We start from the raw sequence: 22662 nt of genomic DNA on the forward strand, positions 1-22662 counted from the left end.
CGATCAATCTGTCCGCTCAAACCTCTTGCAAGTGGGGGCCGTCCACATATGTCTCGACTACGCTCGACACGAACGGATGGGGTTTCGGTCATTGCCGCGAACAAAGATATCGACCGCATCTTCCCTGCGATCGAACGACTCGCTAACGATATGCGTAGACCGACACCCGATCGGTCTCCGCATTCGGAGAGAGACATGCCCTACACCCTCCAGCAATTGTCCGATTTCGAGGATATCCGCACCGTCAAGCATCGCTATTTCCGCGGCATCGACACCGCCGACCAGGCGCTGCTCGCCCCGCTGTTCGCCGAGGACGTCACCGTCGAGTATCGCGGCGGCGGCTATCTGGTCCGCCTCGCCGGGCGCGAGCCGATGCTCGACTTCCTGATGAACAGCTTCCACGCCGATTCGGTGGCGATGCACCAGGGCCATATGCCCGAGATCACCCTGACCGGCGACGACGAGGCCGAGGGCATCTGGTATCTCGAGGACATCTATATCTCGCTCGAGCGCAACGACGTCACCACCGGCAGCGCGATCTACCGCGACCGCTATCGCCGGATCGACGGCACCTGGAAGATCGCCCACACCGAATATGACCGGATCATGGAGGTGGTGCAGCCGCTCAAGGCCGACATGGCGATCACCGTCCACCATCTCGCCAAGGTCGGCCGCAAGGCGCATGAGCGCGGCGACATCGGCCATCTGATCACCTGGTTCGACCAGGCGGCCTGACCGCGGGATGGCGCCTGACATCAGCCCGCGCGCCGAGGATCTGCTGGCGCGGCTGCGCGCCTTCATGGCGGAGCATATCCACCCCAACGAGATGCTCTACCATGAGCAGGTCGCGGCCGATCGCTGGACGCATCCGCCGATCCTCGACCGGCTGACCGACCAGGCCAAGGCGGCGGGGTTGTGGAACCTGTTCCTGTCGGCGCCGCACGGCCCCGGCCTGTCCAACGCCGATTATGCGCCTTTGTGCGAGGAGATGGGCCGCGTCCACTGGTCGAGCCAGGCGTTCAACTGCTCGGCGCCCGACACCGGCAATATCGAGACGATCGCCCATTTCGGTACCCCCGACCAGCAGGCGCGCTGGCTGCCGCCGCTGCTCGACGGCAGCATGCGATCGGCGTTCGCGATGACCGAGCCCGCGGTCGCCTCGTCCGACGCCACCAACATCGCCTGCGCCGTCCGCCGCGACGGCGACGATTATGTGATCGACGGCCGCAAATGGTGGATCTCGGGCGCGGGCGATCCGCGCTGCGCGATCTTCATCCTGATGGGCAAGACCGACCCCGACGCGCCGCGCCATCGCCAGCAATCGATGATCCTGGTACCGCGCGACACCCCCGGCATCACCATCCTGCGGCCGATGACGGTGTTCAACTATGACGACGCCCCGCACGGCCATATGGAGATTCTATTCGACAACGTGCGGGTGCCGGCGGCGAACATCCTGCTCGGCGAAGGCCGCGGCTTCGAGATCGCCCAGGCGCGGCTGGGACCCGGGCGCATCCACCATTGCATGCGGCTGATCGGCCTCGCCGAACGCGCGCTCGAACTGATGTGCCGGCGGCTCAAGAGCCGGGTCGCGTTCGGCAAGCCGCTCGCCGAACAGGGCGTCCAGCTCGAACGCGTCGCCGAGGCGCGCATCGCAATCGACCAGGCGCGGCTGCTCACTTTGAAGGCCGCGCATATGATGGACCTGCACGGCAACAAGGCCGCCCGCGCCGAGATCGCGATGATCAAGGTCGTCGCCCCCAACATGGCGTGCCAGGTCATCGACTGGGCGATCCAGGCGCATGGCGCCGCCGGGGTCAGCCAGGATACGGTGCTGGCGCAAAGCTACGCCCATGCCCGCAAGCTGCGCTTCGCCGATGGCCCGGACGAGGTGCACCGCGCGCAGGTGGGGAAGCTGGAGCTGGGACGGTACAGCTAATTTTCTGAGCCCCTCCCTTTCAAGGGAGGGTTCGTCAGGTCGGGAGTGCCCCCGGCACTCCCTCAACCATGCCGGGGGCATGGTTGACCTGACGAAGGTGGGTCGCGAGCGTAGCGAGCGTCCGCGCTGGAACCGAGAGCGCCTTCAGCGGCATCGAGCCGCTTCAGTCGCACCCCACCCCCAAACCCTCCCCTGAAGGGGAGGGGCTATAATGCAGTCACCGATCGCCCCTCGGCTCGCGCGGCAACCCCAGCGCGCGTTCGGCAATCAAATTCCGCTGGATCTGGTTCGTCCCACCATAGATCGTATCGGCCCGGCTCGACAGGAACAGGTTCGGCAGCAGCGGGAAATCATAGCCATTCGCTTCTTGGCCATCCCCATCTGCAACCTCGCCCCCTTGCCCCAGCACGTCCATCGCCAGTTCGCCGAGCGCGCGGTGCCAGCTCGCCCAGTAGATCTTGTGGGTCGACGCTTCGCGCGACAGGCTGTGCCCCTCCTCGGCCGACAAGGTGCGCAGCGCCGCGTAGCGCATGATCCTGAGCCCGCCATAGGCTTTCGCGATCCGCTGCCGGATCAGCGGATCGCGCGCGGCACCGTTCGCCCTGGCGGCGGCGACCAGCGCGTCATATTCGGCGATGAAGCCCATCTGCTGGCCGAGCGTCGACACCCCGCGCTCGAAGGCGAGCAGCCCCATCGCCACCTGCCAGCCATTGCCGACCCCGCCGACGACATTGTCGGCGGCGGTGCGCGCGCCGTCGAAGAAGGTCTCGTTGAACTCGGCCTGGCCGTTCATCTGCCGGATCGGCCGGATGGTGATGCCGGGCTGGCGGATCGGCACCAGCAGGAACGACAGGCCCCTGGTGCCGGCGCTCCCTTCCTCGGTGCGCACCAGCACGAAGATCCAGTCGGCGAATTGCGCGAGCGAGGTCCAGATCTTCTGGCCATCGATCACCCATTCGTCGCCCTCCAACCGGGCGCGGGTGCGGACATTGCCGAGATCGGACCCGGCGCCGGGTTCGGAATAGCCCTGCGCCCAATATTCGTCGCCGCAGGCGATCCGCGGCAGGAAGCGCGCCTGCTGCGCGGGCGATCCGAAATGGATCAGCGTCGGCCCGGCCAGTTCGATCCCGATATGGCTCATCCGCCCCGGCGCCCCGGCGCGGGCATATTCCTCGGCGAAGATCACCTGTTCGGCGAGCGAGGCGCCGCGCCCGCCATGTTCGCGCGGCCAGCCGATCACGCTCCAGCCGGCGTCGAACAAGGCGCGCTCCCAGGCGCGCCGCTCGTCGGCGAGCGCGCTCTGGCTGCGCAGGCCGCGCAGCATCGCGAACGGGCCATCGAGTTGGGCGGTGAGCCAGGCCGCCGCCTCGCGGCGGAACGCCTCCTGTTCGGGGGTGAAGCCCAGTTTCATCTCAACCCTCCACCGCGTCGAGCCCGATCAGCGTCGCCAGCCGCTCGTTCGACTGCGCGGCGGTGCCGAGCAGCGTCGCGACACCCCGCGCGCGCTTGAAGAACAGATGCGCGTCATGCTCCCAGGTGAAGCCGATCCCGCCATGGAGCTGGATCGCGTTGCCCGCGCACATCGCGAACGCCTCGACCGCGGTCGCATGGGCGATCGCCGCCGCCTCGGCGAAGGCCGGATCATCCTCGTCGGCCGCGGCGGCGGCATAATAGACCGCGGTGCGCGCCGCCTCGACCGCGACCATCGTGTCGGCCAGCCGATGCTTGATCGCCTGGAAGCTGCCGATCGGCCGCCCGAACTGAATCCGCTGCTTGGCATAATCGACCGTCATAGCGAGCACCGCATCGGCGCCGCCGACGCATTCGGCCGCCAGCGCCACCCGCGCGAGATCGAGCGCCTGGCCGATGCCACCGCCTGCCAGCATGTCCTCCGCCAGCACCGACAGGTCGAAGCGCAGCGTCGCCAGCGGCCGAGTCTGGTCCATCGTCACATGCCGGACCACCGTGACGCCGGCTGCCGGCACCACCGCCAGCCGATCCCCGGCCGGGATCACGAACAGATCGGCGGCATGGCCGAACGGCACCAGTCCGCTCCCGCGCAGCCGGACGCCATCGCCGTCCGGCTCGATCGTAACGTCGCCGCCGACCAGCATCGCCGCGATCAAATCGCCGCGCGCGATCGGCGGGATCAGCCGCGCCGCCTGCGCCGCGTCCGCCGCGAGCCGGATCGCCGGCAGCGCGGTGGCGATGCTCGAAAGGAAGGGCGAGGGCAACAAGGTGCGCCCCATCTCGATCATCACCAGCGCCAGCTCGACCGAGCCGAGCCCCGAGCCGCCGAAGCGCGCCTCGGTGGCGAGCCCGCCCAGCCCCATATCGGCGACCATCGTCGTCCACTGGCGGCGGTCGAAACCATCGGCCGATGCGATCGTCGCGCGCAGCGCGGGCGCGAAATCGTCGAACAGCCCGCGGGCGCTATCGGATATGAGCCGCTGCTCGGCGGTCAGGGCGAATTGCATCGGCCGCGGATCAGGCCTGGCGCGCCACCGGCGCAGGCATGCGCTCGGCATAGAATTGCTCGTAATAGCGGCGATAACGGATGATCGGCCCGTCGCCGTCGCAGATGATCGCGTTGGCGAGATAGGCCTGACGATCCCAGATCACCTTGTCCTGGTCGAACTGCTTGCAGATGTCGCGGATCAGCGCGCGGGCGAGCCCCGCCCCCGGCCCCTCGGCCTGCGCGCGCGGCTGGGTGAAGGCGAAGCGGGCATGGACCCGGTCGCGGTCGATCGGGGTGATCGCCGCGACCAGCAGCGTCTCCGAGATCCCCTCGAAGCGCGTATAGGCCTGGCCGGGACCGTTCTGGCCGTTGACGATGCGCCCGTCGACCTCGCCGGTCGGGGTGCCCATCTTCGCGCTCACCACCCCCGAGCGGCGATGCCCGTCCCAGACGATCTCGGCATCGGGGAAGCCGGCGGTGCCGTGGACGAACTGGAAATGCGCCGAGTCGACGCCATTCTCCGCCATCGACTGGAGCGGCGCGTAGACGAACCATTCGTGGCGTTGATAGGGGGTCCAGTCGGGATCGCTCGCCTCGGGATAGGCGTCGAGCGGCCATTTCGGCGCCTCGCCATAGGGATGATACCAGGTCCAGATGAAGCCATTGGCCTCCTCGACCACCCACTGGTGCGCGCAGGGTCGCTTGACCTGCGGCGGGATCGCGCGGGCATAAGGGATCTCGTGGACGACCCCGGTGCCGTCGTATCGCCAGGCGTGGAACGGGCATTCGATCAGATTGCCGACCACCCGTCCGCCATGGCCGAGATGCGCGCCGAGATGGCGGCAATAGGCGTCGAGCAGCCGCACCTGCTTGTCCTCGCCGCGCCACATCGCCAGCTCGCGCCCGAAATAGCGGATCGGCCGCGCCTCGCCCGCCGGCAGCTCGTCGGAATAGCCGATCGCGAACCAGCCGAGCGGGAACGGCAGGTCGATCCCGCGCTCGTCGGCGCTCGGCCGGTTGCGGACCTCGGCGACCCGCCAGGCGGTCAGCGCCTCGCCTTTCAGCCCCGACAGGACATGGTGGACCGCGACCGGCGCGGTGCGCGCATCGGTGGCGGCATCGAGCCTGGGATCAGTGTCGCTCATGGCGGTCCCTCTCAATCGAGCTTGAAGGCGCGGCGGGCATTGTCGCGCAGGAATTTGGGCCAGACCGCGTCCTTGAACGGCACCTGGTCGAGCTCGGCGAAGATCCGCTCGAGGCTCAGGCCCATCGGGAAATAGCCGGCATAGATGATCTTGTCGGCGCCGCGGCTGTTCGCATAATCGATGATCGCCTTCGGATAATGTTTCGGCGAAAAGGCGCTCGTCGAATAATAGAGGTTCGGATATTTCAGCATCAGCTTGACCACCAAGGCCTCCCACGGCTCGGCGCCGTGGCGCATGACGAAGCGCAGCTCGGGGAAGAACCAGCAGACCTCGTCGACCAGTTCGCAATGCTGCGGCGCCATCGGCACCCGCGGCCCCGGCACCCCGACATTGACCGCGACCGCGATGTCGAGTTCGACGCAGGTTGCATATAAGGGGTACATCTTCTTGTCGTTGATCGGCACCTGCGGCACGCAGCCGCACGGGAAGACGCTCACCGCCTTGATCCCAAATTCGGCGTGCGCGCGGCGGATCGCGCGGACCGTCTCCATGCCGCGATTGGGGTCGGCGGGCATGTCGAAGAAGAAGCGGTCGGGAAAACGGTCGCGCGCGGCGAGCGCGGTCTCCGATCCCTCATAATAGCCGACCATCGCGCGTTCGATGCCGACCTTGTCCATCTCGGCCACCGTCCAGGCGAGATAGTCGCTGACCCCGGCCCCGGTCGGAATATCCTTGAACATATATTGGGCCGGCATCGCGAACTGCGACAGGCTCTGCTCGTCCATCAGCAGCGGCTTGAACGCGGCGAACCAGTCGGACCGGTCCTCGCCGCTCGGGATCCCGAGCAGCGTATCGATCACGGCAATGTCACGCGGCCGCATGGGCGTCGCTCCTCTCGCGGAAATGGGTGGCGCGCAGCACGCGCTTGTCGACCTTGCCGAGCGCGTTGCGCGGCAGACTCTCGGCGATGACCAGGATTTCGCCGGGGTGTTTGTAGGCGGCAAGCGCGTCGCACAGGCAGGCGCGCAGCCGCGCCTCGTCATAGCCGCCCGACGAGCGCACCACCGCGACCAGCCGCTCGCCCATCCGCGCGTCGGCCACCCCGAACGCCGCCGCCTCGACGATCGCCTCGTCCTGCTGGAGCGCGGCCTCGACTTCGGCGCAATAGATATTCTCGCCGCCCGAGATCACCATGTCGGTGAGCCGGTCGAGGATCGTCAGATGGCCATCGGTATCGAGCCGGCCGACATCGCCGGTGTGGAACCAGCCGCCGCGCATCGCCCGCGCGGTCGCCGCTTCGTCGTTCCAGTAACCCGCCATCACCATCGGTCCGCGCACGGCGATCTCGCCGGCGCTGTCAGACGGCAGGTCGGCGCCGTCGGCGTCGCGGATGCGGATCTCGGCGAGCGGCAGCACCCGGCCGGCAGCGCGGGGATGCGCGAGATAATCGGCGCCGGTGTGCATCGCGATCGCGCCCGCGGTCTCGGTCGATCCGAAGCCGGTGCCGACGATCGCGCGCGGAAAGGCGGCGACCACCGCATCGAGCAGGTTGAGCGGCTGCGCCTGGCCGCCGGTCGACACCGACACCAGCGACGACAGGTCGGCGCCGACCGCATCGCGCGCCTGCAGCAGATCCCAGATCATCGTCGGCGATCCCGAGACATTGGTGACCCGCTCGCGCTCGATCAGCCGCAGGATCGTCGCCGCCTCCCATTTCGGGGCGACCACCACCCGCCCGCCCGAGGCGAGCCCCGCGAGGAAGACCGCGTGGCAGCCGCTGACATGGAACAGCGGGAAGGCGAGCAAGGTCACCGATTGCGGCCGCGGCCCGGCCAGCGCCGCCGCGCCCATCATCCGGATCGCGATCATCGCGCCCGCCATCTGCGACAGCAGCAGCCCGGTCAGCGCGGCGCGGTGGGTCAGGGTCGCCCCCTTGGCCCGGCCGGTGGTGCCCGAGGTGAACAGGATCATCGCCGGATCGTCGGGCCGCGCGACCGGCATCGGCAAGGCCGGGCCGCCGGGCGTGCCGTCGATGACCGGCACGACGCAGGGCACATCGCCCTCGGCCAGCATCTCGGCGCGGCGATCGTCCGCCAGCACCAGCACCGCCCCCACCAAGTCGATCGCGTCGCGCATCTCGCGCGCGGCGCCGCGGCTGTTGACCAGCGCGGGGATCGCCCCGCACGCGACGATCGCGGTGAAGCCGACCATCCACTCGGCCGAGTTGCGCATCGCCAGCGCCACCCGGTCGCCCGGCGCGATCCCCCGCGCGGTCAGATCGGCGGCGAGCCGCGCGGCAGCGGCGGCGCATCCGGCATAGGTCAGGCGGCGCGCGCCATCGACGATGAAGATCTGCGTGGCGTGGGTTTCGAAACCCGCGAACAGCGCGGCGAGCCCGGTCTCGGCGCGGCGGAAACCGCGCATCGCCACGCCGTCGACGGCGATGTCGACCAGCTCGAACGGCGCGCCCGCGCCGGTTAGCATCGCCACCACCTCGTCATCGGATTCGGCCTTGCCCCCGCGCATCGCGTCACCCTCCCGCCGGGCGCTGGTCCGCACCCTGTCGCTGTCATCCTCCTCTACCCCCCACCCCGGATGCGGTCGAGAAATTTTATCGTTTTGCGTATTCAATAACCGCGCTATTCATGCGCATATCGTCATTTACGGCCATGTTATGATATTTTGCGTATGCGATAGCCAATGACGGCGCCGACGCGCCGCGGGAATCGATGATCTGCGCCCACGCCTGTCCGCGGCCGCACGAATCGAACGAGGGGGAGAGATGATGGCGGACCACAGCCCGATATACCGAAGCGAATCCCGCGATCCCGACGCCGCAATGGTCGACGCGATCGTCATCGGCGCCGGCTTTGCCGGCCTCGCGCTCGCACACCGGCTGCACGGGCTCGGCATGACCATTCAGGGCTTCGAGGCGGGCGGCGATGTCGGCGGCACCTGGTATTGGAACCGCTATCCCGGCGCGCGCTGCGACGTCGAGAGCATGCAATATTCCTATCGCTTCTCCGAGGAACTGCAGCAGGATTGGGCGTGGAGCGAGCGCTATGCCGCCCAGCCAGAGATATTGCGCTATATCGGCCATGTCGCCGACCGCTTCGACCTGCGCCGGCATTTCCGCTTCGACACCCGCGTGCGCGCCGCGCATTATGACGAGACGCGCCGGAGCTGGACGGTCGAGACCGACGACGGCCGGCGCACCACTGCCCGCTTCCTGATCGGCGCGGTCGGCTGCCTTTCCGCCGCCAACCGTCCCGACATCGCCGGACTTGGCGACTTCGCCGGCCGGATCGTCCACACCAGCAACTGGCCCGCCGAAGGGATCGATGTCGCCTGCCTTCGGGTCGGGGTGATCGGCACCGGATCATCGGGGGTGCAGGTCATTCCGCATCTCGCCCGCGACGCCGCCCGACTGACGGTGTTCCAGCGCACCGCCGCTTATTGCGTGCCCGCGCATAACGGGCCGATCGACCCGGCCTATGCCGAGACGATCAAGGCCGATTACAAGGGCTTCCGCGACCATTGCGGCCGGCAGTTCGGGGCGATGGCGGCGGCGCCCGGCCCGCAGAGCGCGCTCGCGGTCGACGATGCCGAGCGGCGCGCGGGGTTCGACGCCGCCTGGGCGGCAGGCGGACTGTCGTTCCAGGGCGCCTTCTACGACATCTCCTACGATCTCGCCGCGAACGATCATGCGATGGCCTATTTCCGCGACAAGATCCATGAGATCGTCGCCGACCCCGCGACCGCCGCGAAGCTCGTCCCGCAGCATCGGTTCGCGACCAAGCGGTTGTGCATCGACACCGATTATTATGCGACCTTCAACCGCCCGAACGTGGCCCTGCTCGACCTTCGCGCCACCCCGATCGAGACCGTCCACGCGCACGGGGTGCGCACCGCCGACGCCGACCACCCGCTCGACGTCCTCGTCATGGCGACCGGCTTCGACGCGATGACCGGGCCGCTGCTGCGGATGGACATCAGGGGATCGGGCGGCGTCCCGCTCGCCACCGCCTGGGCCGAGGGCCCGGCCAACTATCTCGGGCTCGGGGTCGCCGGCTTTCCCAATATGTTCATCGTCTCGGGGCCGGGCAGCCCGTCGGTGCTCACCAACATGGTCTATTCGATCGAGCAGCAGGTCGACTGGATCGCCGCCTGCCTCGCCGCGCTGCGCGACCGCGGCATCGACCGGATCGAGGTCGACCCCGCGGCGCAGGCGGGCTGGGTCGCGCAGGCCAATGCGATGGCGGCCGGCACCCTATGGGCGACCGGCAACAGCTGGTATCTCGGCGCCAACATACCCGGAAAACCGCGGATGTTCATGCCCTATCTCGATTATCCCGGCTATGTCGCGACCTGCGAGGAGGTCGCCGCGGCCGGCTATCGCGGCTTCGCGCTGACCCCGGCCGAAGCCGGGGTCAGCGCGATATGAGCGCGCCTGGCGCCAGCCCCGACTCAGCGCAGCGAGCGCAGTTCCTTCTGGGTGAGGCTGGTCACCAGCCGGCCGTTATCGCCCGGGGTCAGCGTCGCATAGGGGACGTGGATGAACTTGGAATCATAGATCACCGCGGCCGATTCCGGCGCGCCGGCGGCGTCGGCGACGACCCGGTCGATGCGGCCGACGCGCTTGCCGTCGCTGGTGAAGATCATCTTGCCCGCATCCGACTTCGCGTCGGCGGCGAAGCCCGGAGCCGCCGAGGATGCCAGCGCCGCGGCCAGCAGAAGAGCAGTGAAAGTCCGACGCATAGCTTGCCTCTCGTGAATCATATTGCGCCGCGCAAATGGCGTCGCAACATCGGATTGTCCACACAAACTTGCGAAAAATCCGATTTCATCGCCGCAGTGCGTAATGAACCGGATATCGGAATACGCACTCCGCGACACCGCAAAAGCGCGGAAAACTCCCGGAAAAGCCGGCAGACAAGGCAGGAGAGATGAACATGGCGAGCGAACCGACGATCATGGCCGAAACCGGCCCCTCCGCGACGCCATCGTCCACGCCGACCCCGCTCCAGGGGCTGCTCATCGTCGCGGCGGTGATCGTCGCGATCGTCGCCTATCTCGCCTTGTGCACCCAGCTTCGACTGGCCTCGCCTTATGCCGGCTTCCTGTTCCTGTTCTACTGGACCGGGGTGAAACAGGCCGCCGCGCGCGAATATCCGCCGGCCTTGCTCGGCGCGCTCGGCGGGGTCGCGCTCGCTTTCCTGCTCTATGCGCTGCCGCCGGCGCTCGGCACCGCGGGGTTCGCGGTCGCGCTGCTGGCGATCTGCGCGGCGATCTATGCGCTGGTGATGGGCTGGCTGCCGCTCGTGGTGAACAATGCGATGATGCTGCTGCTGACGGTGGGCACGATCGAGGCGATCCAGCGGGCCGCCGATTTCGTCGGGATGGCGGCATCGATCCTGCTCGCCGCCGCACTCGGCGGACTGTTGCTGCTGGTCTCGCGCGCGATGGCGCGGCGCGGTTCCACATCGACGCCCGCCTGACCGCGTGGCGCGGTTGCGGCGGCAGCGATCAGCGGTGCATCGCCCGATCGTCGAACAGCCCGGTGACGATCGTCGACGCATAGAGTTCGACCGCCCGGTCGAGCGGCAGCGCCTTACTCGGCGCGCGCAGCTCATAGGCGGCGTTGACCGTCGCCATCAGCACCTGCCCGGTGATCAGCGGGTCGATCGGCGCGACCGACCCTTCCGAAATCCCGTCGATCAGCATGCCGGCGAAACGGCGCGCGATCTGGTTCGACCGGTCGATCACCTTGCGCCGCAGCTCCTGCGGCAGCGCCAGCAGCGCGGTGGTCCGGACCAGCGGCGCGGCGTCGCTGAACTGGACCTTGAGCAGCGATGCGAGCGCCGAGACCAGCCCGGCATAATGGTCGCCGCCGATCGCGAAGCTGGCATCCTGCACCTTCGAAATCGTCGTGAGGCTCTGCAGGAAGCATTCGAGCACCAGGTCGTCCTTGGCGTCGAGATGATGGTAGAAACTGCCCTTGGTGACGTTGAGCTCGGAGGCGATCAGCTCGACCGAGGCGCCGCGATAGCCGCGCTCGTTGATCAGCCGCGACGCCGCGCCCAGGAAATTGCGCCGCGCCGGGGTGCCCTCTTCGGGCAGGTCGAGCGGCACCGGCCGCCAGCCCGCCTCGGGCAGCGCGAAGCCATGGACGAACAGGTCGATCAGCCGGTCGCGCACCCGGCCATATTCCTCGACCGCATAGCGTTCGAGCCAGGTCGGCAGCGCGAACATATTCTCGAGCAGGACATGCGCGCGCACCAGCCGGAGCCGCCGCGCATCGTCGGCGGGATCGTCGCCGAACATCGTGCGCGCCTGGCGCAATATGCCGAAATAGCGCGCGATCAGCTCGGCGCGCGCCGGCTCCTCGGTCGCGCGCAGATCGTGGAGGCGCACCACCGAAAAGGCGGTGCCGTCCTGCGCCGCGCGGATCGCGTCGAAGCTCAGGTCGACGAAGGCGATCATCCGCGCCTGCGGATCGGGGCGCGTGCCGGCCTCGGCGAGCTGGCGTTCGAGATGATCGAGCGCATGGTGGAAACAGGCCGCCGCCAGCTGCTCCTTGCGCTTGAAATAATAGGTCACACTGGTGTTGCTCAGCCCGACCACCTCGGCGACCTGGGCCAGCGTCAGCCCGCGCACGCCATGCTCGTTGATCAGCCCCGATGCCGCATTGAGGATGGCGGTGCGCTTGGCCTGGAAGCGCGGAGTCGGCTTCGAAGGGTCTGGCGGCGCGGTGGACATGGCGCTTCTTAACCGGTCGCGCGGCGTCCGTCATCAGCCGATGATTTGAATATCGGGTTTCTTTTTATTTCCATCAAAATGCTGACAATGGGTTGGATTCATAATTTGAGTATGGTTAGAAACGCCACAGGAGAGACGCCGAATCACATAAGAAGGGCTCGACGCCATGGATTTCTCGCTCAGCGACCGCGAAACCCTGTTCAAAGATCGGGTACGGGATTTCATCGACCAGCGGATCCGCCCTGCGATCCCGCTGCACGATCGCGAACTGGCCAGCGGCCCGCGCTGGGAACCACTGCCGGTGATGGAGGCGCTGAAGGCCGAGGCGCGCGCGGCGGGGCTGTGGAATCTGTTCATGCCGCCCTCGCCCGCCGGCGTCGACGCCAGCGACGATTTCGCCTTCGAAGGCGAGCCGCTGAGCAATCTCGAATATGCGCTGTGCGCCGAGGAGATGGGGCGGATCCACTGGGCCGCCGAGATCTTCAACTGCTCGGCCCCCGACACCGGCAATATGGAGGTGCTCCACCGCTATGGATCGCGCGCGCAGAAGGAAGACTGGCTGCGCCCGCTGATGGACGGCGCGGCACGTTCGGCCTTCCTGATGACCGAACCCGACATCGCCTCGTCGGACGCGACCAACATCCGCACCGCGATCGTCCGCGACGGCGACGACTATGTGATCAACGGCCGCAAATGGTGGTCGTCGGGGGCGGGCGATCCGCGCTGCCGGATCGCGATCCTGATGGGCCAGACCGATCCGCACGCCGAACCGCATCGCCGCCAGAGCATGATCCTGGTGCCGATGGACGCCCCCGGCGTGCGCATCGAACGGCTGCTGCCGGTGTTCGGCTATGACCATGCCCCGCACGGCCATGCCGAGATCAGCCTGACCGACGTGCGGGTGCCCGCCGCCAACATCATCCTCGGCGAAGGCCGCGGCTTCGAGATCGCCCAGGGCCGGCTCGGCCCCGGCCGCATCCACCATTGCATGCGCACGATCGGCGTCGCCGAGGAAGCGCTGGCGGCGATGGCGAAGCGGCTGGTGTCGCGGCTGGTGTTCGGCAAGCGGATCGCCGACCATTCGGTGTGGGAGGAACGGGTCGCCCGCGCCCGGATCGACATCGAGATGTCGCGCCTGCTGTGCCTGAAGGCCGCCGACATGATGGACCGGCTCGGCAACAAGGCCGCGCGCGACGAGATCGCGATGATCAAGGTCCAGGCGCCGCGGATGGCGCTGGCGATATTGGACGATGCGATCCAGGCGCATGGCGGCGCCGGCGTGTCCGACGATCACGAGCTCGCCGCCGCCTGGGCGAACATCCGCACGCTGCGGCTCGCCGACGGCCCCGACGAGGTCCACAACCGTGCGATCGCCCGCGCCGAATTCCGCCGCTACGACGCCGTCTCGCTGCCGGCGCGGACCGCGGCGTGAGCGAGGCGCACACGATCGACGAAGCGCGGCTGTCGCGCTGGCTCGACGCCCATCTGCCCGGCTTCGCCGGGCCGATGACGCTGACCAAATTCGCCGGCGGGCAGAGCAACCCGACCTACCGGATCGACACGCCGGGCGGCGCCTATGTGCTGCGCCGCAAGCCGTTCGGCCCGCTGCTGCCCTCGGCGCACGCGGTCGACCGCGAATTTCGGCTGATCTCGGCGCTCCACCCCGCCGGCTTCCCGGTCGCGCGGCCGCTGGCGCTGTGCACCGACCCCGAGGTGATCGGATCGATCTTCTATGTGATGGAGCTGGTCGAGGGCCGGCTGTTCTGGAACGCCGCTTTGCCCGACGCGACCGCCGCCGAACGGCGCGCGCTCACCTGTTCGATGGTCGAGACCCTCGCCCGGCTGCACAGCCTCGATCCCGTCGCGCTGGGCCTGGGCGATTTCGGCAAGCCCGGCAATTATTTCGCGCGCCAGGTCGAACGCTGGACCCGCCAGTACCGCGCCGCCGAGACCGATCACATTCCCGCCGTCGAACGGCTGATCGCATGGCTGCCGCACAGCGTGCCCGCGCAGGAGCGCAGCGCGATCCTTCACGGCGACTATCGCATCGACAATCTGATCTTCGCCGATGACGCCCCCCGGGTCCGCGCGGTGCTCGACTGGGAACTGGCGACGATCGGCGATCCGCTCGCCGACTTCGCCTATATGGCGATGAACTGGGTGATGCCCGCCGACGGCCGTTCGGGGATCGGCGGGATCGACCTCGCCGCCGCCGGCATCCCCGGGCTCGACGAGATCACCACGCTCTATTGCGGGCTGACCGGCCGCGACGGCGTGCCCGATCTTCATTGGTATTTCGCGTTCAACCTGTTCCGGCTGGTGGGCATCGTCCAGGGCATCCGCAAGCGGATCGCCGACGGCAACGCCTCGAGCCTCGACGCCGAGGCCGCCGCGGCGCGGGTGGTGCCGCTCGCCGACGCCGCCTGGGCGCAGGCGCGGCAGGCCGGCGCCCCCGCATGAATTTTCAGGAGAGCGACATGGATCTGTTCGACCTTTCGGGAAAGACCGCGGTCATCACCGGCTCGACCCGCGGCATCGGCCTCGCAATTGCCGAGGCGATGGCCGCCGCCGGCGCCAATGTGGTGATATCGAGCCGCAAGCAGCAGGCCTGCGACGATGCCGCCGCCGGCATCGTCGCCCGCCACGGCCCGGGGCGGGCGATCGGCATCGCCGCGAGCATCGCGTCGAAGGAGGCGCTGCAGGCACTGGTCGACGCGACCCGCGAGGCGCTCGGGCCGATCGACATCCTCGTCTGCAACGCCGCGAGCAATCCCTATTATGGGCCGATGGCCGGGATCGCCGACGAGCAGTTCCGCAAGATCCTCGAGAACAACCTCCTCGCCAACCATTGGCTGATCGCGATGGTCGCCCCCGAGATGGTCGCGCGCCGCGACGGCGCGATCATCCTGATCTCGTCGATCGGCGGGCTCAAGGGTTCCGACGTGATCGGCGCCTACAACATCTCCAAGGCCGCCGACCTGCAGCTCATGCGCAATCTCGCGATCGAATATGGCCCGCACAATATCCGGGTCAACGCGATCGCCCCCGGGGTCATCCGCACCGACTTCGCCAGGGCGCTGTGGGAGGATCCCGCCGCCGAGGCGGCGCTGGTGCGGACCAACCCGCTGCGGCGGATCGGCGAGCCCGACGAGATCGCCGGCGCCGCGGTGTTCCTCGCGTCGCGCGCCGCCTCCTATGTCAACGGTCACGCGATCGTGATCGACGGCGGGGCGACGGTCTGATGGCGCGCTTTCAGGGCAAGTCGGTGGTCGTCACCGGCGCCGGATCGGGGATCGGCCGCGCCACCGCCCTGCTGTTCGCGCAGGAAGGCGCGCAGGTGCTCGCGGTCGACCTCAGCGACGGCGTCGAGGAGACCGCCGCGCTGGCGTCGGGCGGCGGCAGCATCATACCGCGCCGCGGCGATTGCGGCAGCGAGGCCGATGTCGAGGCCTTCATGGACGAGGCGGCGGCGCGGCATGGCGGGATCGACATCGTCTTCGCCAATGCCGGGATCGGCGATGGACTCGCCGGGCTGTTCGACCAGGATGCGCAGGGGTTCGCCGACGTGCTCCGGGTCAATCTGATCGGGCCGTTCCTCGCGGTCAAATATGCAGTGCCGCACCTGATCAGGCGCGGCGGCGGCGCGATCGTCTGCACCGCCTCGGTCGCGGGGCTGCGTGCCGGCGCCGGCGGCATCGCCTATTCGGCGTCGAAGGCCGGGGTGATCAACCTCGTCGAGACCGCGGCCCAGCAGCTCACCCGCACCAATATCCGGATCAACGCGGTGTGCCCGGGGCTGATCGAGACCGGCATGACCCGCTTCGTCTACGATCGCGCCCGCGAGACCGGGAAGACCAGCCAGATCGGCCAGTTCACCCCGCTCCGGCGCGGCGGCGAGCCGCATGAGATCGCGACCGCGGTCGCCTTCCTCGCGTCCGACGACGCCAGCTACGTCACCGGCCATGCGCTGGTGGTCGATGGCGGCCTGTCGAGCTCGCACCCGTTCGGCCGCCCGCGCGAGACCGGCAAGACCCATTTCTGAGACCCAGATGATCCCCGTGGAGACCCTATGATCGACACCAGCACCGACGGCGCGGTTCGCCTGATCACCATCGCCAACGCGCCGGTCAACGCGCTCGGCGGCGCGGTGCGCCAGGGGCTGCAGGCCGCGCTCGCCGCGGCCGGAGCCGACGACGGCGTCGCCGCGATCGTCATTCGCGGCGATGGCGGACTGTTCAGCGCCGGCGCCGACATCACCGAATTCGGCCGCCCGGCGGTGTCGCCGGGACTGCCCGAACTGCTCGAAGCGATCGAGGCCGGGACAAAGCCGGTGATCGCCGCGATCGAGGGCAATGCGCTGGGCGGCGGCACCGAGCTCGCGCTCGCCTGCCATTACCGCATCGCCACGCCCGGCGCGCGGATCGGCCTGCCCGAGGTCAAGCTCGGGCTGCTGCCCGGCGCCGGCGGGACCCAGCGGCTGCCGCTGCTGATCGGGGTCGAGCCGGCGCTGGCGATGATCCTGTCGGGCGATCCGGTGGCCGCCGCCCAGGCGCATACGACCGGACTGGTCGACCGGCTGGCCGAGGGCGATCTGCTCGCCGCGGCGATCGGCTTCGCCCGCGAGGTCGCGGACATGCGGCCGCTGCCGCGCAGCGGAACGCGGGCAATCGCCCCGCAGCCCGACGCCATCGCCGCCTTCGTCGCGCGCCAGGGCCGCGCGCTGCACGGCCGCGACGCCCCGGCCGCCTGCATCGAGGCGATCACCGCCGCCACCACCCTCCCGCTCGCCGAGGGGCTCGCGCTCGAACGCGCGCTGTTCCTCCGGCTGATGACCGGCCGCCAGTCGCAGGCGCTGCGCCATATCTTCTTCGCCGAGCGCGCCGCGGCGAAGATCGACGATCTGCCCAAGGGCACGCCGCTGCTGCCGGTCGATCGGGTCGGCATCGTCGGCGCGGGGACGATGGGCGGCGGGATCGCGATGAATTTCCTGTCGGTCGGCACCCCGGTGACGATCGTCGAGCGCGACCAGGCCGCGCTCGACCGTGGCGTCGCGACGATCCGCGCCAATTACGAACGCAGCGCGCGCCGCGGCCGGCTCAGCACCGACCAGGTCGAGGCCGCGATGGCGCTGCTCACCCCGACCCTCGCGCTCGAGGCGCTCTCGGACGCCGATCTGGTGATCGAGGCGGTGTTCGAGGAGATCGAGGTCAAGAAGACGCTGTTCGCGCGGCTCGACCGGATCGTCCGCCCCGATGCGATCCTGGCGTCGAACACCAGCTATCTCGACATCGACGCGATCGCCGCGACCGGCGCGCATCCCGAACGGGTGCTCGGGCTGCACTTCTTCTCGCCCGCCAATGTCATGCGGCTGCTCGAGGTGGTGCGCGGCGCGCGAACCGCGCCGGCGGTGCTCGCCACTGCGATGGCGCTGGCGCGCCGCATCGGCAAGATCGCGGTGGTGGCCCGCGTGTGCGACGGCTTCATCGGCAACCGCATGCTCAAGCCACGCCAGGACCAGGCCAATGCGCTGATCCTCGAAGGCGCCCGGCCCGCCGATGTCGACCGCGTGCTGCTCGACTTCGGCTTTCCGATGGGGCCGTTCCAGATGGCCGATCTCGCCGGGCTCGATCTCGGCTGGAACGCCGCGACCTCGTCGGGCGCGACGATCCGCGACCTGCTGTGCGAGGCCGACCGCCGCGGCCAGAAGAACGGCCGCGGCTTCTACGACTATGATGCCGACCGCAACCGCACCCCCTCGGCCGAGGTCGAGGCGATGATCGCCGGCTTCGCCGCGCGCCACGGCATCGCCCGGCGCAGCATTTCCGACGACGAGATCCGCGACCGGCTGCTGTTCGCGATGGTCAACGAAGGCGCGAAGATCCTCGAGGAAGGCGTCGCGCAGCGGCCGTCGGACATCGATGTGGTGTGGGTCAACGGCTATGGCTGGCCGGCGGTGACCGGCGGGCCGATGTTCTGGGCCGACACCGTCGGGCTGCAGACGGTGATCGACGGCCTGGCCGCCTTTCGCGACCGGCTCGGCCCCGATTTCACGATCGCACCACTGCTCGCGAACAAGGCCGCCGCCGGCGAACTTTTGTCCGCATAGCCGCCCCATTTCCATACCGTTACAACTTTGCTGGATTTGACAGCGTTCGTCGACACGCCGGTGATAGGTCCGTTTTCAGGCTTGAAAAACCCGGGATACTGCCAAGAATCGGCTTGCCAAGACCAGCATAAAAAGCGTACCCAATCTTCTAACAACGATATCAGGCGAGACAGACTCGCTGCAGGAGGAGCGGATGGGGGAAGCAGCCATCGTCGCCACGGCACGGACCGCGATCGGTCGCGCCTATCGCGGGGCATTTAACGATACCGAGGCGCCGGTGCTCGCCGCGCATGTGCTCAGGGCGGTGGTCGATCGCGCCGGTATCGATCCAGCGCGGATCGACGACGTCTTCTTCGGCGCGGGGTCGCAATGGGGGACCCAGAGCTATAATCTCGGCCGGCTCGCGGTCCATGCCGCCGGCCTTCCGCACGGCATCCCCGCCTTCACCCTCGATCGCAAATGCGGATCGGGGCTGACCGCGGTGTCGCTGGCGGCCCGGTCGATCGTCGCCGGCGATATCGACGTCGCGGTCGCCGGTGGCGGCGAGTCGATCTCGCTGACGATCGAACCACATATGCCCACCTACCGCGCCCAGTCGCAGGCGGTGCTGGCGGTCGAACCGACCGCCTATATCCCGATGATCGAGACTGCCGAGATCGTCGCCGAGCGCTATGGGATCAGCCGCGAGGCGCAGGACGCGCTGGCCGCCGAAAGCCATCGGCGCGCCGCCGCGGCGATCGCCGCCGGGCGGTTCGCCGACGAGATCGTCCCGATCACCGTCGAGAAGCAGCTCCACGAAAAGGACGGGTCGCTCGCCGGGCGGCAATCGGTCACCCTGGCCGACGACGAGGGGGTTCGCGCCGGCACGACCGCCGAGGCGCTCGCCGCGCTCAAGCCGGTGTGGAAGGGCGGGACCTGGGTCGCCGAGGGCCGCCACGTCACCGCCGGCAACGCCAGCCAGCTTTCGGACGGCGCCTCGGCGCAATTGCTGATGGATCGCGGCCTCGCCGAGCGCGAGGGGCTGCCGATCCTGGGCCTCTATCGCGGCTGCCAGGTCGCGGGCTGCGCCCCCGACGAAATGGGGATCGGCCCGGTCTACGCGATCCCGAAACTGCTCGATCGCGCCGGCCTCGCCGTCAAGGATATCGGCCTGTGGGAGATCAACGAGGCCTTCGCCTCGCAGCTCGTCTACTGCCGCGACCGGCTCGGCATCGATCCCGACCTGCTCAACGTCGACGGCGGCGCGATCGCGCTCGGCCATCCGTTCGGAATGACCGGCAGCCGCCTGATCGGCCACGCGCTGATCGAGGGCAAGCGGCGGGGCGTCCGCTACGTCGTCATATCGATGTGCATCGCCGGCGGTATGGGCGCCGCCGGCCTGTTCGAAGTTGCGTGAGTCCGACAACCGAAAATCACAAATGATACGGGAGTGAGGGGATGACTATGTACAGGGCAGTGCTTCTGGCCTCCGCCGCCATGGCCGTCTGGCCGGCCGCGATCGCCGCGCAGACCACCGACACCGCACCGGCCGCGGACGCCGCCCAGGCCGCCGCGCCTGCCGACACCGTCGTCGATCCGCACGAGATCATCGTCACCGCCACCCGCCGCGCCAGCGCCTTGTCGCAGGTGCCGGTCGCGGTCTCGGCGATCGGCGCCGAGGCGCTGCAGAATTCGGGCGCCACCGACATCCGCCAGCTCAACCAGCTGTCGCCGTCCTTGCTGGTGTCGTCCTCCTCGTCGGAGGCCGGCGCCGGCGGCGCGCGCATCCGCGGCATCGGCACGGTCGGCGACAATCCGGGGCTCGAAAGCTCGGTCGCCACCTTCATCGACGGCGTCTATCGCAGCCGCGCCGGCGTCGGCCTGACCGAATTGGGGCCGCTCGAACGGATCGAGGTGCTGCGCGGGCCGCAGGGCACCTTGTTCGGCCGCAACGCCTCGGCCGGCCTGATCAACATCGTCACCGCCCAGCCCAAATTCGATCTCGGCGGCTATGGCGAGGCGAGCTACGGAAATTATGATTATTACCGCCTCGCCGCGGGCGTCACCGGCCCGCTCTCCGAGAAGATCGCGGCACGGGTCGACGGCATCTACACCAAGCGCGACGGCTTCCTGAAGGACGTCATCTCGGGCAAGGATTTCAACGACCGCGATCGCTATCTGGTGCGCGGCAAGCTGCTGTTCAAACCCAGCGACGACCTCTCGGTGCTGCTGATCGGCGACTATGCCAAGCGCCAGGAACAATGCTGCGCGGCGACCTATCTCGCCGCGCGCGACTATACCCGCGCCGCCAATGGCAGCCTCGTCGAGGCGCCGTCGTCGATCGCCGCCTTCATCCGCAGCCTGACTTCGGCGGTTCCGGGCAGCGGCCGCGGCCAGGTGCCCGACGACACCTATGCCCGCCGCATCGCGGTCACCCCGGGGCGCGACTATCGTTCCGACGTGCGCGACTGGGGGCTGTCGGGCGAAATCAACTACGAGCTCGGCGCCGCGAAGATCACGTCGATCACCGCCTATCGCGACTGGAAATATATCAGCGGCCAGGATTCGGACTTCACCAATCTCGACATCCTCGCCCGCGCCGGCGACGGCGGCCGCTATACCCAGTTCAAGACCTTCAGCCAGGAATTGCGGCTGCAGGGGTCGGCGTTCGACGACCGGCTCGACTGGCTGGTCGGCGGCTATTATGCGCATGAGAAGCTGACCACGCTCGACAATCTGCGCTACGGCGTCGACTATGACGCGTTCGCATCGGGCCGGGTCGCGCTCGCCAGCCCCGCGCTCGCCGCCTTCCCGCTGTTCGGCTTCGCCAATCTCAACGGCTTCGCCCGCGCCTTTGCCGGCGGGCAGCTACCGGCGGCAACGCCGGGCCGGGCGACGATCATCGACACGATCGCGGGGCAGGTCCAGAATGTGCCGCTCAACGGCACCGGGCTCAACGACCGTTTCGACCAGACCAGCCGCAATTTCGCGGCCTTCACCCACAATATCGTCAAGGTCACCGACCGGCTGTCGCTGACCCTGGGCGCGCGCTACACCGACGAACGCAAGACGCTGAACGCCAATCTGGCGAGCACCAGCCCGTGCGGCACCTATGCCGCCAATATCGCCCGGCTGCGCGCGCTCGCCACCGCGGTGCCGGCGCTCGCCGCGCTCGCCAACGGCCTCGCCAATTCGGTGCTCGCGCCGTTCGCCGGGCTCGCCTGCGTCATCAACGGCGTCAACGGCCAGTTCGACAGCCGCAAGAAGGAAGGCGAATGGTCGGGCACCGCGGTGCTGAGCTACCGCCCGACCGACCGGCTGCTGACCTATGCGAGCTATTCGCGCGGCTACAAGGCGGGCGGCTTCAACCTCGACCGCGCACCCCTGTTCAACAGCGCGACCCTGACGGCATCAACCAGCACCGATATCCTCAAATTCCAGCCCGAGAAGGTCGACGCCTTCGAACTCGGGGTGAAGTTCGACGGCCGCCGCTTCGACCTCAACGTCGCGGCCTTCTACCAGATGTTCAAGAGCTTCCAGCTCAACACCTTCAACGGCACCGCCTTCTTCGTCACCGATATCCGCGGCTGCAAGACCGACCTCGGCACCACCGACCAGGATCTGGTCGCGGGCAACAGCGCCTGTTCGGATCCGCGCAGCGGCGTCGTCTCGAAGGGCGTCGAGGTCGAGGCCTTCCTCTATCCGGCGACCGATGTGACGATCGCCACCGGCTTCACCTATGCCGACAGCCGCTACCGCAAGAACCTCGCGGGCACCGCCGACGCCAGCGGCAACAATTCGCTGCAACCCGCGCTCTTCCTGCTGCCCGGCGGCCGGCTGTCCAACTCGTCGGCCTATGTCGTCACCGGATCGGCAAGCTGGACGCCGCCGGTGAGCAGCAAGCTGCGCGGGCTGTTCTACGCCGATTATCGCTACATGTCCGAACTCAACACCGGCTCGGACCTTTTCACCGAGAAGCGCCAGCAGGGGGTGCTGACCGTCAATGCCCGGGTCGGCATCGGCGAGGCGAGCGGCAAATGGGCGGTCGAATTCTGGGGCCAGAACATCCTCGACGCCAAATATAAGCAGGTCGCCTTCAACGCGACCCTGCAGGGGTCGAACACCTCGATGGCGCAGACCGCGGCGTTCGGCACCCCGGCCACCCAGCTGTTCGGCGCCTTCCTCGCCGAGCCGCGCACCTACGGCCTCACCGTTCGTTCGAAGTTCTAGTCGGTACCGGCCCGCCGCGGCGGGCCGGCTTTTTCGGGATCATGGA

The 22662-nt window shown here is 68.6% G+C and carries 18 protein-coding genes; 11 read left to right on the top strand and 7 right to left on the bottom strand.

Annotated elements, in window-relative coordinates; translation table 11 throughout:
* Positions 1-195: 195 nt before the first annotated feature.
* Positions 196-735, top strand: coding sequence for a nuclear transport factor 2 family protein (locus AC1RM6_RS19125; RefSeq protein WP_493104102.1), 540 nt, complete (start codon positions 196-198; stop codon positions 733-735).
* A 7-nt stretch (positions 736-742) separates the two neighbouring features.
* Positions 743-1939 carry an acyl-CoA dehydrogenase family protein gene (locus AC1RM6_RS19130; protein WP_493104104.1) on the top strand — a complete coding sequence of 399 codons (1197 nt, stop codon included), beginning with the start codon at positions 743-745 and terminating at the stop codon, positions 1937-1939.
* A gap of 217 nt (positions 1940-2156) precedes the next feature.
* Here the strand turns inward: AC1RM6_RS19130 and AC1RM6_RS19135 are convergent, their stop codons facing one another.
* The 5 genes from AC1RM6_RS19135 to AC1RM6_RS19155 are packed head-to-tail and all read right to left on the bottom strand — an operon-like array spanning position 2157 to position 8068.
* Positions 2157-3350, bottom strand: a complete 1194-nt coding sequence (locus tag AC1RM6_RS19135) for an acyl-CoA dehydrogenase family protein (protein WP_493104106.1) — start codon at positions 3348-3350, stop codon at positions 2157-2159.
* Between the two features lies 1 nt (position 3351).
* A complete protein-coding gene (locus tag AC1RM6_RS19140; protein ID WP_493104108.1) occupies positions 3352-4416 on the bottom strand; it encodes an acyl-CoA dehydrogenase family protein in 1065 nt (354 codons plus the stop codon).
* Positions 4417-4426: 10 nt separating this feature from the next.
* Positions 4427-5542, bottom strand: coding sequence for a Rieske 2Fe-2S domain-containing protein (locus AC1RM6_RS19145; RefSeq protein WP_493104110.1), 1116 nt, complete (start codon positions 5540-5542; stop codon positions 4427-4429).
* Between the two features lie 11 nt (positions 5543-5553).
* Positions 5554-6423 carry an amidohydrolase family protein gene (locus AC1RM6_RS19150; RefSeq protein WP_493104112.1) on the bottom strand — a complete coding sequence of 290 codons (870 nt, stop codon included), beginning with the start codon at positions 6421-6423 and terminating at the stop codon, positions 5554-5556.
* Positions 6410-8068 (bottom strand): class I adenylate-forming enzyme family protein, encoded by a 1659-nt coding sequence (locus tag AC1RM6_RS19155; RefSeq protein WP_493104114.1) that lies wholly within the window; start codon positions 8066-8068, stop codon positions 6410-6412. The genes AC1RM6_RS19150 and AC1RM6_RS19155 overlap by 14 nt, the downstream gene beginning before the upstream one ends.
* A 259-nt stretch (positions 8069-8327) precedes the next feature.
* Here AC1RM6_RS19155 and AC1RM6_RS19160 point away from each other — a divergent pair, with 259 nt between their 5' ends.
* Positions 8328-9986, top strand: a complete 1659-nt coding sequence (locus AC1RM6_RS19160) for a flavin-containing monooxygenase (protein ID WP_493104118.1) — start codon at positions 8328-8330, stop codon at positions 9984-9986.
* A gap of 23 nt (positions 9987-10009) precedes the next feature.
* On the opposite strand, the gene AC1RM6_RS19165 is transcribed toward AC1RM6_RS19160, so the two are convergent.
* The gene (locus AC1RM6_RS19165; RefSeq protein ID WP_493104119.1) at positions 10010-10300 is read right to left on the bottom strand and encodes a hypothetical protein; all 291 of its coding nucleotides are present in this window, start codon (positions 10298-10300) and stop codon (positions 10010-10012) included.
* A gap of 194 nt (positions 10301-10494) precedes the next feature.
* On the opposite strand from AC1RM6_RS19165, the gene AC1RM6_RS19170 reads away from it, so the two are divergent.
* Positions 10495-11040, top strand: a complete 546-nt coding sequence (locus AC1RM6_RS19170; protein ID WP_493104122.1) for a hypothetical protein — start codon at positions 10495-10497, stop codon at positions 11038-11040.
* Positions 11041-11068: 28 nt separating this feature from the next.
* Here the strand turns inward: AC1RM6_RS19170 and AC1RM6_RS19175 are convergent, their stop codons facing one another.
* Positions 11069-12301: a TetR/AcrR family transcriptional regulator gene (locus AC1RM6_RS19175; RefSeq protein ID WP_493104124.1), complete on the bottom strand. Its 1233-nt coding sequence runs from the start codon at positions 12299-12301 to the stop codon at positions 11069-11071.
* A 166-nt stretch (positions 12302-12467) separates the two neighbouring features.
* Here AC1RM6_RS19175 and AC1RM6_RS19180 point away from each other — a divergent pair, with 166 nt between their 5' ends.
* The 7 genes from AC1RM6_RS19180 to AC1RM6_RS19210 all read left to right on the top strand — a co-directional run bounded on the left by AC1RM6_RS19180 (position 12468) and on the right by AC1RM6_RS19210 (position 22616).
* On the top strand, positions 12468-13733 hold the full coding sequence (locus tag AC1RM6_RS19180; RefSeq protein WP_493104126.1) for an acyl-CoA dehydrogenase family protein: 1266 nt from the start codon (positions 12468-12470) through the stop codon (positions 13731-13733).
* Positions 13730-14761, top strand: coding sequence for a phosphotransferase family protein (locus AC1RM6_RS19185; protein ID WP_493104128.1), 1032 nt, complete (start codon positions 13730-13732; stop codon positions 14759-14761). The genes AC1RM6_RS19180 and AC1RM6_RS19185 overlap by 4 nt, the downstream gene beginning before the upstream one ends.
* 17 nt (positions 14762-14778) lie before the next feature.
* A complete protein-coding gene (locus tag AC1RM6_RS19190; RefSeq protein WP_493104130.1) occupies positions 14779-15543 on the top strand; it encodes an SDR family NAD(P)-dependent oxidoreductase in 765 nt (254 codons plus the stop codon).
* The gene (locus tag AC1RM6_RS19195) at positions 15543-16343 is read left to right on the top strand and encodes an SDR family NAD(P)-dependent oxidoreductase (protein WP_493104134.1); all 801 of its coding nucleotides are present in this window, start codon (positions 15543-15545) and stop codon (positions 16341-16343) included. Before AC1RM6_RS19190 ends, AC1RM6_RS19195 begins: the two co-directional genes overlap by 1 nt.
* Before the next feature lie 27 nt (positions 16344-16370).
* Positions 16371-18407, top strand: a complete 2037-nt coding sequence (locus tag AC1RM6_RS19200; RefSeq protein WP_493104136.1) for a 3-hydroxyacyl-CoA dehydrogenase NAD-binding domain-containing protein — start codon at positions 16371-16373, stop codon at positions 18405-18407.
* Between the two features lie 193 nt (positions 18408-18600).
* Positions 18601-19803 carry a thiolase family protein gene (locus tag AC1RM6_RS19205; protein WP_493104140.1) on the top strand — a complete coding sequence of 401 codons (1203 nt, stop codon included), beginning with the start codon at positions 18601-18603 and terminating at the stop codon, positions 19801-19803.
* Positions 19804-19883: 80 nt separating this feature from the next.
* The gene (locus tag AC1RM6_RS19210; protein WP_493104142.1) at positions 19884-22616 is read left to right on the top strand and encodes a TonB-dependent receptor; all 2733 of its coding nucleotides are present in this window, start codon (positions 19884-19886) and stop codon (positions 22614-22616) included.
* Positions 22617-22662: the final 46 nt, after the last annotated feature.

Source organism: Rhizorhabdus sp. GW822-FHT03C02 (assembly GCF_058801765.1).